Origin of the sequence: Pseudanabaena biceps PCC 7429, assembly GCF_000332215.1 — a bacterium.
In the GTDB taxonomy this organism is placed as follows: domain Bacteria; phylum Cyanobacteriota; class Cyanobacteriia; order Pseudanabaenales; family Pseudanabaenaceae; genus Pseudanabaena; species Pseudanabaena biceps.
Genome location: NZ_ALWB01000131.1, coordinates 1 through 13,760 on the forward strand (window position 1 = coordinate 1; position 13,760 = coordinate 13,760).

Genomic DNA, 13,760 nt, shown 5'->3' on the forward strand with positions numbered 1-13,760 from the left:
GTTCCAACTAAAATTCAACGCTTTAGAAGCAAAAGACTAAAGCATTAAATCAAAACATTAAATCATAGATTTATCCTTATACAAAAGCATAAAATAGCTAAAATGGGTAGTCCTAAAAAGGAAAGGATGACCGAGCAGGTAAAGAAGTGTTGTAATGATGAATAAAATTCCAAATGGCCCCAATGTGATTTTCTAGTTTCTTAGAAAAGGATAGAGTTTTTCTAACTAGTCTTGATACTCGTTGTCGTAACGTACCGTTGAATCTCTCAATATAGTTAGTCTTTCCCGTTTCTTTACCCACAGCCCTATGACGCTTGCTGGGTAGTACGACAGGATAAGACGAGTAGAAATCAGTGTAAATAACTGCACATTGGCGATAGACGGCAGGCAAAGATTCCCATAACTTTTGAGCTGAGTCCCCAGAGCGATCGCCAATATAACAACCGACAATTTCACGAGTCTCGGCATCAATGGCAAGCCATACCCACTGTTTATTGCCTTTGTCGTCCACAAAAGACCATAATTCATCCATCTGTACGATCAAACGGTCGTTTTGGTTTTGGTTCTACCTCCACCTGCTGAGGAACGTTTTCATATTTATGATTGACGTAACTCTGCAACCATCTCTCTGAGACCTTGAGGACTCTAGCTATTCCAGCTAGTGGGATTTTTCTAGCAGTAGTCTCTCTAAAAGGTCATAAGTGTCTTGGATACGCTCTGAAACTCTCTGCCACTGTGGATTTTCTACAAATTGACGACCACAGTCCCGACATTTATAATTTTGTTTGCCATGCCGAGTACTACCGTTTTTAACCACTGATACGGACTGGCAGGATGGACATGATGGACATGATGGACTTGACTCTGACATTGCTTTAATCTGTAACAACCATCTAGATATTTTCCCTCATCCTTTCCTTTTTAGGACTACCAAGATCTATAAGCCCCTCAATTTTGGGAGACTTTATACCAATGCACGAAAGTGTGACAACACTTTTGTGAACTAAAAACTAAACCTAAGTAGCTGGGCATAGTTAACAACTAAAGTCAAAAGCTGTAGTGCAAGCGCAGCTTGTGCTACAACTTTTGGGATTTTATATTTAATTGCACCTAGATACCTAGTAATGGTTTTCAAGTTAAGATTTTCAAGTTAATAAATGGCTAAGATATTTCTTAACTTGGCATTAGTTAATATAATACCAGTCAAAAACAGTTTTATACGAACTCATGAAAGTGTGGCAATACTTTTGTGAATTAAAAACTAAACCTAGTCAGGATTTTCAATTTAAGAAGATTGTTCAATTTAAGAAATGGCTATGTCATTTCTTAAATTGGTATTAGTTCGGGATAATTTCAATCTATTCTTTTGGAGATGTATTGCTAAGCAAAATATCTCCAAAAGAATAGATTGAAAAGTCTTGCGATGACCTTAAGTAGTTCAGCAACAAAAGCTTATTTAGGAGCTTATTTAGGAACTTATTTAGGGTTTAGCAAAATGTGATTGCGCTTCGCTAATCACATTTTGCTCCTTACCTTGATTAGTTAGGTGTCACAGTTACAGCGACATTAGCAAGATAAGTACCATCCAACAATTCTTGTCCACCAGCTGTGGGATTCCATGTAGATTGAACGGTAGCGCCAATGTTGCCTTGAGTGTCTGTCTTCCAAGCAGTACCAGTTGCGGTACCATTTCCAGTCTTAGTTGTATTCTGTGTGCCATCAACTGTACTAGTGACTAATGCAGTATGAACACCTGCCAACAATGTGGCATTTGCTGGTGCAGTGGGGGTGGTCGTTGCTACTACAGCGGACACTCCTACGGTATCGCTATTGCAGTTAAATGCGACAGTATCCGATGCCTGAAGCTGTAAAACACCTCCAGCACCCGAACCAGCATAGGCAGTTTTTGTGTAAGTATTTGCAGTTCCAGCTGAGTTGCCTGTAAAATCTGTGGATACAGCACAGGATGGATCAACAGTTCCTGTGAAATAAGTAGTAGAACTTGCCGTTGTAGGCGCAGCAGAAGCTGATAAAGCTGTCATGAATGATGTAGCGATGGCAAAACCAGACGCAACTAGAATGCGACGAAATGCATTAGATAGCATAATTTTTCTCTCTTTTTAATAGTCTCGAATCTACTGGAATGGATAATTTTTAAATATCCAATGAATCAAAATAAGCGCAAGAAGATATTTAGGAATTGGCAATTGATGATTAGATTTTCGCTAATCAAGCCTAAGTCAATCCTAGTCAGTCCTTAAATCCCCCCCGAGATTTATTTTTGATGTATTGATTTTTATCTTCTCTATTCCCACCTGTTTATTTTATATCAGGGAAACCATATAAATGTCAAGCATAAATCTAAGTGCAGGACAAAAATTTAATGAAGTTAAAGAAAGCTTGAGAATTGAGATGAAGGTCAAAGATAAAAAGTTTAGAAAAACGTTCAGGGGCTTGAAGATGAGTAGACCCTAAACAAAGATATAAAGATATAAAGCTAAGGTACCCGTTTGTAGCAAGGGCTTTGATTCTAGCTTTTAATTATGCCCAGCCACTTACAATCTGACATTTAGCGGTAAAATCTAAAAGAACTTCTTGTACTTTCACCTAAAAATAATTGTTATGTACAACTGCATTGTTGTGGGCGCAGGTCCATCTGGTGGTTCAGCTTCCTATCATTTGGCAAAACGAGGACGGTCAGTTTTGCTACTCGAAAAAGAGAGCTTACCTCGATACAAACCTTGTGGTGGTGGCGTTTCACCGATGGTGCAAGAATGGTTTGATTTCGACTTTTCGCCCGCAGTTTCATTAACTGTTAGCAATATTCGGTATACATGGCAGATGGGCGATCCCGAGCTAGTGGAACTTACTTCTAAGGAACCTGTCTGGATGGTGCGTCGTGATGTATTTGATCATTACCTCGTACAGCAAGCGCAAAAATTAGGTGTAGAACTTCGCGATCGCACGGGAGTTACAGGGCTAGAGTGGAAAAGCGATCGCTGGCTAGTGAAAACAGAACAAGAAGTTTTTGAAGCTCGCTATGTAATTGCCGCCGATGGGGCAAAAGGTTCGATGGCAAAATGGTTGGGATTTAAAGAACGAAAAAGACGGATGGGAGCCGCTCTCGAAGTGGAAGCGCCCCATTCCAGTCCCGATGTGAGTGCAGCCCATTTTGATTTTGGATCTGTACAGAATGGCTACATTTGGAACTTTCCCAAAGCCGATGGTTATTCCATTGGTGCGGGAACCTTTATCGGTGGAGAGAAACAAAATCTCAAGGAGATTGCGGCTAGGTATGCCCAAGAATTTGGTATTGATGTCACTTCTATGAAACAATTCGGTCATCCTATTTGCCTATGGGATGGCAACCAACCGCTCCATACCCAAAACGCTTTACTTACAGGGGAATCAGCTTGCATCGTCGATCCCTTTACCGCAGAAGGAATTCGCCCTTCGCTCTTAACAGGGATGTTGGCAGGTCAGGCGATCGATGCGGCGATCGGTGGCGATATTGATGCGCTCAAGCAATATACCCTCCAAGTCCAAGAGGCTTGGGGCGAAGATATGGCCTGGGCTCAAAGAATCGCAGGCATCTTCTATCGTATTCCCAGTTTTGGTTACAAGATGGGCGTGAAGCGTCCTAGCGCAAGTCAGCGTATGGGCAAAATTCTTTGTGGTGAATTGCGCTATCGCGATGTGGCTGGGGCTGCGGTAAAACGGCTTGCCAAGGGGCTCATTGGGATGAAATAAATTCCTTTACTTAAAACCTAGAAGAGAGATTACAGCCCGCGACGCGGACTGTAATCTCTCTTCTAGGTTTTAAGTTTGCTCACAGCAATCCTAAATGGATTGAGAGAAGTTTCGACTTCGCTTAGTCAACATATCCCGATGACTGAGCGAAGTCGAAGCCAGATTCTAGATTACTACCAGAACATTTTGTTATGAATGAAAAAAAATATCGATTACTATTTCTATCTACTCCCGTGGGAGCTTTAGGATCGGGAGTTGGTGGCGGTGTGGAATTGACCCTACAAAATGCTGCCAAGGCTCTAATTGCTAAGGGGCATGAGGTGGAAATTGTTGCGCCTGAAGGTTCAGTTACTGAGGTGACAAAGCTAACACAAATTGCAGGTACGATGCAAACTTCGGCACAAACTGAGGTAGGAGCAGATCTCGTTGTACTTCCGCAAAATTCGGTGTTAGAAAATATGTGGAGTTATGCCAGAGCATCGCAACATCAGTTCGATTTATTATTTAACTTCGCCTATGATTGGCTGCCGCTTTATCTGACTCCATTTTTCCAACGTCCGATCGCCCATTGGATTAGTATGTCGTCTCTATCACCTGTGATGGATGCAATGGTTAGCAAAACCGTAAGGAAATTTCCCGATGCGATCGCCGTGAATACTCGCGCCTGCGCGGACACCTTTAGCGATGGCGATCGCCTAACGATTATGGGTAAGGGGATTGATTTAACCCAATATAATTTTGTGGAAAAGCCAACTAAGCCCAGTCTGGCCTGGGTCGGTCGGATTTCCCCCGAAAAGGGTTTAGAAGATGCTGCCGAAGCTGCCCAAAGCACGGGATTTCCATTGCATATATTCGGATTAATTCAAGATCAAGAATACTGGCAACAAATCCAAGCTTCTTTCCCTCAAGCCGAGCTTCATTATGAGGGATTTCTATCTACAGGGGAACTACAACAAAGGTTAGGAAAATCTAGTGCTTTACTAATGACCCCAAGGTGGGTTGAAGCTTTCGGTAATGCGGCGATCGAGGCTTTTGCCTGTGGTGTGCCCGTAGTTTCCTATAGTTCAGGTGGACTGAAGGAAATTGTACGGCACGGCAAGACGGGATTTCTCGTAGAAATGGGAAGTGTATCGGGATTGATTGAGGCGATTTCGCAATTAGACCAAATTGATCGCTCCGCCTGTCGTCAACAGGTAGAAGCAGAATATTCCCTCACTGTGTGGGGCGATCGCTTAGAAAAATGGTTTGACAAACTAATCACAAATTTTTAGGTATTGCCTTAGATAACTCAGGAAGAGAATGGCGGCGCGAAGCGCCGCCATTCTCTTCTTGAGTTATCTAAAAATTTGCGTTAACTGAGAAGTATAGCCCCGAATCCTGTAGATTATTGCCTGAATTGGAGACTTTTACTAAAGGAATACCATAATCTAGACGTAGCAATAGTTTGGGGATTGGCTGATACGTTGCGCCCATCCCAATTCCCAAAAGCGATTGTGGGCTAGAATTTATCCCAGAGGAATTCCAAATAGTTCCAGCTTCTATAAAAGGTAAAAGCTTGACAAGGGAAATGCCCTCGCTATCTCGAATGATCGGGAACTGTAACTCCGCCGAAGCCTGAATCCCGCTATCCCCTGAAAGTTGATTTTGGCGATAGCCCCGAATCGACTGGGCACCACCAATACTAAAACGATTGAGCGAGAGCAACTGATTGCCAGAAAGTTGGAGATTAAGCCGAAAAAAAGCCAAGGTGTCTTTATCAGCACCGAGTTGTTCGACCCTTAAAACCTGTCCGATCCAATAGAAAAATCTGCCGTCAGGTGAGCCATCGTTCCGAATCGTTGCACCTAAAATACCTAGTCCTAGATTAAAGGTGGAACGTAATGCCCAAGCTCCACGGGGATCACGACTGAGATAGTCTTGGGTTAACCGCAATACTCTCGACTGAGACTGTCCATCATCAAACTTAAAGTTTTGGAAATTGAACGATCGATTATTGAAATAGGAATTACTATTTTCAATGGCGATACTCGCCCCAAGGGCAAATTCCTCTCGTGGCGATCGCATTAGCGGCTGACGATAGGCTAATTCATAGGTTTGAGAATCCGTTTTAATATTTAAGCTATCAAAAGGTGGCTCCACGATCGGGTTCTGTCCAGCCGCAAAGCTCAAACCAATCGTGCCGCCTCGCGAATCGATCGGATAGGTATAATTCAGTTGATAAACATCCGCACTGCCAGAACGGGTATAACCCAAGAGAAGGGGATCCCCATTCCCCGTAGAATTCAGCTCTTGGAGATTGACACCCACCCGATAGATCCCCGTAGAGCTATTGCCGTAATTATCAAAGAAAGGTCGAATGCTAAAGGATTGAGCCTCGCTAAAGGTAATTTGCAGAATGCTCTGATTTTCTTGACTGCCTGTAGTCAAATTTGCGCGAATATCACCAATTAAAGGATCAGCTCTCAATAGTTGTAGAGCGTCCTCTAGCTTGGCAAAGCTCAGGGGAACACTTGCGGATTGAAGGACGCGATCGCGAATGTATTCGTCATTTAAACGCCCCGATACATTGCCAGCCCTTTTCACATCCACTCGTTCGAGCGATCCTTCCCTTACTTGGATGATGACTACCCCATCTTTGATATCCTGAGGAGCGAGTACGGCACGAGAAGTAATATAATTGCGGTCTTGATAAATTGCGCTAATTTTATCGGCAACTTCCTGTAATTGACTAAAAGTAATCGCTCGATTTTGAAGTGGTGCAGTTAGAGATTCAATTTCTGTACTTGTCAGAATCGAACTCCCCACAATCTTAATCTGTTTGATAGGGATTAAAACTTCATTTTGAGGTATTTGCCCCTCGCTACTAATTGGATTTTGGTTATCTAGATCTGGAGGTTGAGGGACTGGTGCGGAATTTAAGACGGGGTTATGAGATTTTACCGACTTGGGGTTCAGTAATTCGGGTGGACGGGTTAGCGGTGAAGACGGTGGTAGGGTTTGGGCGGAAACAGATAGGGAAATAAACCCCGATATTATGGTTGGTATCGAGAAAATGAGCATCTCGTTACCACTTTTAACGCTGCGGATTATTTTGAAAAGTATCTTTGAATTTTGACTCACAACCATACCTCAAACTGCTAACTCGCCCAAACTTTATACCATCGCGATCGATTCATAGCCAATTCCCTACCAAAATAAATGATGACCAAAAGAAAGGATGTCTGAGATCGATATGCCAAGCTCCCTTTGGCAAAGTAATGGGTGCTAAACCCTCAACGCCTACGATCCGATTATTCTCGATTCTGACCTTGCCCTTTAATAAATCGAGCTGGGCTTGCCTCAGAGCGGTTGCCTTGCTGATCGCATTTGGGAAAGCCTTATAAAAACTAATCATTAAAGGAGCCGTACCCACATCCGATACTGCCCATAGCGAAGCGAGAATACTTCTCGCCCCCGACTCCACCGCCAAACCACTAATACCAAGATTATTTCCCACAGCCGTTTCGCAAGCACTAAGAGTCAACATTTCGATCGCAGGTTTATCGAATCGGAGCGGCGGAATTTGATACGATCGCAGCTTACTATCCCAAAACTGAATATAGGAATCCTGCGCCCGATCTGCGAGAAAATGCCCGTGAGTACCTAAATGGAGAATGCCATAGTCGGCTTTACCTCTTTGCTCTTGCAGATTAGCGATCGTGAAATCTCGATTTAAAAATGTCGCTCCTTTAAGTACCTCTGTACCAACTGTTCTGATCTCTACTTCTACCGTTGGTAAAGCGCTTAAACCATCCCTTGCCTCTGTTAGTCCCATCGCTAATACTCGCGTATTATGGCGATCGCGTTCTTCTAGCCGCGTTACCCTCAATGCAGGAATATTCGCCGAAGCATAGCGCTCCAGTAAGAATTTTTTGCCATCGTAGAGAGCGGCGGGAGGAATTACCCGCAACCCAGAATCCATCACAAATACGACTGTTTCAACTTTAAGCGCTTGTAGGCGATCGTCGATCGGACGCATGACCCAGTCATAGAGCTGTTTGGACTGTACTAAATAATCTAGGGAATCGGGATCGCGCAGATTATCGCGATAATCCACCAAAACGGTTAGAATTTCTTGCTCACTAACATAGTTCGTATAGCGGTGAAAGGGTTTACCCAATTCCTTGGGCGGTATCACCAAAATTGCGATGCGATCGTTTAATAAGATCGGATAGATCAGGGCAGAAACGCTGCCAGAGCGCTTGGAGACATCGCTCAGGATATCCTGAGCTTGATTAATGTCTAAGCTAGGAGGTTTGAGATCTTCTCCTAAGAAAATACCTAGCTCCGATACATAGGCTTTTTCGATCGCCGCAAAAGCTTTTGGCAAGTCGTCCTGCTTTAAAAAGCGATCGACCTCCTTTTTCATAATATCCCTAATTTCAATAAGGGCTAAGGTATCGACATCAATGTGGAGAATCCCATCCAAGATCTTTGGGGGCAAAAATATTGAGTTTCCTGAAGGCGCAACGGTAATATTACCTTGGGAAAAGATACTTGTTCCAACAGGAATAATTCTGCCGAGAGAAAGTGTTGAGGAGCCAGAAGTGACAATCCCTGCCGTTCCATTGGTACTAGAATCGCCAATGACAAATGGAGAGAGTCCACCATGGCGTAGAAATATCGAACCACCCATACCACCACTATTACTAGCCGAACAAATACTTGCCCCTGCACAGGCTGCAAAGGTACTAGAGACAAAACCCGTAACGCGGATATTCCCATTCGACGAGTAAGCAGAGAAATTGCCACCCTGAATCGATCCTGCGGTATTGGCTGAGTTAAAAACAATATCGCCAGTAGGATCGAGGGTAATATTGCCGCCAGTAGCGAGATCGCTACTCGCATTGAGCGTTGTTGTCGTAATGCTATTTTTAGCGGTTAAGTTGATATTCCCTGCATTGCCCAGAATGGAACTAGTATCAATATCTCCAGAAATAGTAACGATCGCGCCATTACTACTGTTTAGACTGATATTACCGCCCCCTACGCGACCTGAAGCGATCATTTCTTGGGTAATGATATTACCTGATGACTGCAAAGTAATATTGCCGCCAGTAGCGAAATTGCTGCTACCATTGAGGGTCGTTGTCGTAATGCTGTTTTTGGCATTTAAGTTGATATTTCCTGCATTGCCTAGAATGGAACTAGTATCAATATCTCCAGAAATAGTAACGATCGCGCCATTACTACTGGTTAGGCTGATATTCCCCCCAGCAGCTAAGTTGCCTGAAGCGATCATTTCTTGGGTAGTGATGTTACCCGATGACTGCAAAGTAATATTACCGCTGTTTCCAGAGATTGCTACCGCATTAACTCCGCCAGAGCTGACATCGATCGCTCCATTGGTGCTGGTTAGGGAGATATTCCCTGCATGACCAGTTGTGGAGGCATCGGTAACAATGCTGTAACTATTTCCAGAGAAGAGGGTTGTGCCTGTGGTTTGAATATTACCTCCAGCGACCAATGTCACATTACTGCCACTACCTAAGGATACGGAGGCAGCCTGAATGCTATTAACAGTGATATTGCCGCCCGCTTTCAAAGCGATCGCTCCCGCATCGCCCATGAGGTTAGTTGACGAGAGATTGGCGAATGTTCCCGAACCATTGATATTCCCTCCCGCGATCAAATTTAAGGCCTTACCATTGGTATTGATACCATCGGTAAAGTTGATATTGCGCCCTGCTTGGGCGGTTAAGCCGACGGAAGTACTCACCGCAGCATTAAAATTGATGTCATTGGTTGCCTGCAATATGACATCGGATGTAGCTCCATTAATCAAATTGACAAATATGGTATTTGGGGAATTATCTGGATCGCTAAACTGATCCACATCCGTCAAGGCACTATATGAGGCAGGCGTAAGAGAAGAGAAAACGATGATATTAATATCGGTTGGATCGAGGAGTAATGTGCCAATATGCCCATTGGGAGCCAGAGTACTTACGGTTCCTCTATAATCAAGATTCTGTTTCCCCGAAACTTCTACAAAGCCTCCATTCCCCGCGAGGCTTCCTCCCTGAGCGATAATCGCTCCGAGAAATGTGGTCGAGTGATCTGCCCAGACGATCGCTTTTCCCCCATCCCCGCGCAAGGTAGCACTGACATTAATTTGGGAATCATTACTTATAAAAGTTTTGAGAGCATTAGGGGCAATTCCCTTACCTTGCAAGTCTCCACCAATGAGAACAGTTCCACCACCAAATAATCCCGAAGCATCAATTTGAGCGTTGACCAACCCCACTTTGTCAGCAAAGATGCCTACATTTCCGCCTTTATTAGAAGAACTGACATCAAGTCTTCCTGAAGCGATCGTCATGCCATCAGTCACCGTAATATCGGTAGGGGCGGGATAGGCTACTAATGCTAGAGAACCATCGGCTTTGATCACAACGCGATTGGCTTGGCGATTGGCTTGAGAAACTTGCCCAGTCAGCAGCTCTGCAAGTTTGGGTAATTCCGTAATTTTGCCGTTCCAGTCAGTGGGCACGGCTTGAGCTGACACTTGCAATCCTAAAACGGCATCGGGCGATCGCAATTCCACTTGACTATTACCTGCGACAGCAGTTAAGGCAATATTTCCACTAGGTGCGGTCAAATTACCCACATTGATAATACTTCCACCAGTAAAAGTAATATTTTTGCCGATATCTACTGATAGATTGCCTTGATTGATGATGCCAGCGGGTTGAGTGACGGCAAATTTAATTGACTTCGGATCGCCACTGGGAAAACTGAGGGAGTTTTTGTCAACCTTAAAAGTACCGCTATCAAAGCCCAACCCCGTCCCCGTGGAAGCATGGAAAGAACCACCAATATCTAAACGGGCATTTTGTCCAAAAACGATGCCATTGGGATTAATCAGATAAAGATTAGCATTGGGAAAAGCTTGGCGACTGTCAATAGTACCTAAAACCGCCGAGGGATTTCCTCCCGTCACGCGATTGATGATGTTTTGAACCTCAGCCCCATTCACCATCGAGTTACTTTTAAAAATCACGCCAGATTGCGGGACATTAAATTCACTAAAGCTATGATAAAGATTGCCTCCGTTAATCGTACCCACACCCTTTGGGGCGATCGCATTACCATTAACTTGAGTGGACGTAGTACCATCAGGAGAAATCTGAGCTTGAGTAGGTTGGACAATGATCGAAAAAGCGATCGCTGATACAAGTAAACAAGATCTATTTCTCATTTTATCCACCTGAAAGCGCCTATCACTACTGCCAGAAATATCAAAAAAATAGATTTAAGGATCTGAGCATCATTAAAACCCAGAGTCAAAAAACGTAGCGCAAGCACAGCGTATACTAGGACTTTTGGGGATTTATATTTAATTTTGCCTAGATAATTATAAAAAATCAGGAAACTTTGGGAAGTTGCCAAAACTCACAGATTAAAAATTACAATTGCTCTAAGAACTTGATTTTATTATCTATTTTGCCACTACCGTATCATAGAGATCTTGAACAGTAAAGAATTTCCCCCATAATATATAGAAAAGTAATACCAATTCCCAAAATGGCGTTGCCATTTTGGGAATCTCAAAACCTTACTGGATTTATTTTTTAACGTGAATTCGGGATAATTTGGAACTGGCTTTGAGAAAGGGGTTGCTACGCAACCCCTTTCTCAAAGCTCAAAAGTAAAAGCCTTGCTACGCAAGGCTTTTACTTTTGAGCTTTGAGAACTTGCCAGCTTAACCCGAACTGACGTTTTTTAATTCAATGAAGTGAGCCAATAAGTAGCTAGGCATAAGTAAACTTAAAACCTAGAAGAGCATACCGCCCGCGCAGCGAGCAGTATGCTCTTTGGTTTTGGTTTTTAATTATGCCGAACTACTTACTTCATTGAATTAGCATAAGTTTTGCTTAGAACAAAAAAGGGATTATTGGCGGCGCGAAGCGCCGCCAATAATCCCTTTTTTGATTGAGGAATGCTATAAAAGACTCAAAGCAACTGCTTCAGCGACCTTAATTCCATCAATTCCTGCGGATAGAATCCCCCCCGCATAGCCTGCTCCTTCGCCCGTGGGAAACAATCCTTCGGTATTTAGGCTTTGATATTTCTCATTGCGTTTAATCCTAATGGGAGAAGATGTGCGGGTTTCTACCCCCGTCAGCATCGCATCTTCCATTGCAAACCCTTTGATTTGCTTATTAAAGGCGGGAATGGCTTCGCGGATCGCCGCGATCGCATAGTCGGGTAAACTCTCGCTCAGATCACATAAATGGACATTGGGAGCATAGGAGGGCTGTACTTTACCTAAATCATGGGAAGGACGATGGGCGAGGAAATCACCTACGAGCTGGGCTGGAGCAGCATAGGTTCCACCCCCCAACTCGAAGGCGCGAGATTCTAATCGCCTTTGAAAATCAACTCCTGCGAGGGGATGCTCTGGATAATCCTCAGGCGTAATCCCCACCACAATACCGCTATTTGCGTTCCGCTCGTTGCGCGAATATTGACTCATGCCATTAGTAACAACACGCCCAATTTCTGAGGTTGCCGCCACAACTAGCCCTCCAGGACACATACAAAAGCTATAAACAGAGCGACCATTTTGACAGTGATGTACGAGTTTATAATCGGCAGCACCTAAGATTTTATGTCCCGCAAAATCGCCAAATCTAGCGCGATCAATTAGGGGTTGTGGATGTTCGATCCGAAAGCCAATAGAGAAAGGTTTCGCTTCGATATATACGCCGCGATCGTAAAGCATTTGGAAGGTATCGCGGGCGCTATGACCGACGGCAAGCACGATGCGATCGCTAGCAATATATTCGCCATTGGCAAGGACTACGCCCCTCGCTTGGCGATCGTCAATATCGATCGCTTCAACACGACTTTGAAAACGGATTTCGCCGCCTAGCGCTTCAATGCGTGCGCGAAAGTTCTGCACGATACCGACGAGTTTGAGCGTGCCAATATGTGGTTTATTAATGTAAAGAATTTCGGGTGAAGCTCCTGCATTCACAAATTCGGTTAATACTTTGCGCCCGTAATGATGGGGATCTTTTACTTGGCTATAGAGCTTGCCATCGGAAAAAGTTCCAGCACCACCTTCCCCAAACTGGGCATTAGATTCGGGATTAAAAGCCGCTCTCCCTTTCCAAAAATTGAAGGTATCCGCAGTGCGATCGCGTACTGCCTTACCCCGTTCTAAAATAATTGGACGAAATCCCATTTGCGCCAGCATTAGCCCTGCAAACATACCTGCGGGTCCCATGCCAATGACGATCGGACGAGTTTTTAAATTACTAGGAGCCTTAGCTACATATTGATAGTTCATGTCTGGTGTGATTGAGACATGGGGATCTGTTTGAAATTTTGCTAATAACAGATCCTCTACAGAGGTCTCAACATCAACGATATAAACTAAGTAAATATCTGTTTTCTTTCGCGCATCATAACTACGCTTAAAAATGGAATAACTAACTAATTCTTCTGGCTTAATTTGGAGCTTTTTGAGAATTGCTAATTTCAGCGCATCTTCAGGATGATCTAAGGGCAGTTTAATCTCAGTAATTCGTAACATTTTCAGTGCAATCTAGCTTAAATTAATGTGGAAATATCAACATTTATGTAACAAAGTTCTAATTTAAATTTCAAAAGAACTTTCTTTTTATCTTATTTTTGGCTCTACGCAAGTAATCATAAGCATCTTGATTTTGATATGATTGCTTTTGCGGGTCACTCTCTAAAGCATCTGGTTGACGTAGAGACTCTGTATTTATCTGATTATCGCTTGGATTTTCTATTACAGATTTAAGTTCAACCTGAACGTAAGTTTGGATGTTTTCTAAGCAAGTATCTAATGACACTTCTGTATTAGCTGTATCAATCTTATAGTCAAACTCAAATGGGAGCATCTCACTAATGCAATGAGTATTTCTACTTATAGATGACATATGAGAAAATGAATAAAATGAGGTTAAAAGATGACACCCGAAGAAGCAAAGTTC

7 protein-coding genes and 1 pseudogene are annotated in these 13,760 nt (G+C 43.4%); 2 read left to right on the forward strand and 6 right to left on the reverse strand.

Features of this window, described 5'->3' with window-relative positions; translation table 11 throughout:
- Positions 1-112: 112 nt before the first annotated feature.
- Together PSE7429_RS25205 and PSE7429_RS14595 are read right to left on the reverse strand one after the other, a co-directional pair.
- Positions 113-871: pseudogene (locus PSE7429_RS25205) on the reverse strand (IS1 family transposase).
- Positions 872-1,538: 667 nt separating this feature from the next.
- On the reverse strand, positions 1,539-2,105 hold the full coding sequence (locus PSE7429_RS14595; RefSeq protein ID WP_009628006.1) for a hypothetical protein: 567 nt from the start codon (positions 2,103-2,105) through the stop codon (positions 1,539-1,541).
- 517 nt (positions 2,106-2,622) lie between these two features.
- Here PSE7429_RS14595 and PSE7429_RS14600 point away from each other — a divergent pair.
- Positions 2,623-3,750: a geranylgeranyl reductase family protein gene (locus PSE7429_RS14600; RefSeq protein WP_009628007.1), complete on the forward strand. Its 1,128-nt coding sequence runs from the start codon at positions 2,623-2,625 to the stop codon at positions 3,748-3,750.
- A 191-nt stretch (positions 3,751-3,941) separates the two neighbouring features.
- Positions 3,942-5,021 (forward strand): glycosyltransferase family 4 protein, encoded by a 1,080-nt coding sequence (locus PSE7429_RS14605; protein WP_009628008.1) that lies wholly within the window; start codon positions 3,942-3,944, stop codon positions 5,019-5,021.
- Positions 5,022-5,088: 67 nt separating this feature from the next.
- On the opposite strand, the gene PSE7429_RS14610 is transcribed toward PSE7429_RS14605, so the two are convergent.
- From PSE7429_RS14610 to PSE7429_RS14630, 4 genes are all read right to left on the reverse strand, one after another.
- On the reverse strand, positions 5,089-6,876 hold the full coding sequence (locus PSE7429_RS14610; protein ID WP_009628009.1) for a ShlB/FhaC/HecB family hemolysin secretion/activation protein: 1,788 nt from the start codon (positions 6,874-6,876) through the stop codon (positions 5,089-5,091).
- A 46-nt stretch (positions 6,877-6,922) separates the two neighbouring features.
- Positions 6,923-10,990 (reverse strand): CHAT domain-containing protein, encoded by a 4,068-nt coding sequence (locus tag PSE7429_RS14615; protein WP_009628010.1) that lies wholly within the window; start codon positions 10,988-10,990, stop codon positions 6,923-6,925.
- A 744-nt stretch (positions 10,991-11,734) separates the two neighbouring features.
- The gene (locus PSE7429_RS14625; protein WP_009628012.1) at positions 11,735-13,333 is read right to left on the reverse strand and encodes an NAD(P)/FAD-dependent oxidoreductase; all 1,599 of its coding nucleotides are present in this window, start codon (positions 13,331-13,333) and stop codon (positions 11,735-11,737) included.
- A 70-nt stretch (positions 13,334-13,403) separates the two neighbouring features.
- Positions 13,404-13,760 (reverse strand): hypothetical protein (locus PSE7429_RS14630; RefSeq protein ID WP_233424359.1); only part of this gene is annotated, 357 nt, incomplete at its 5' end.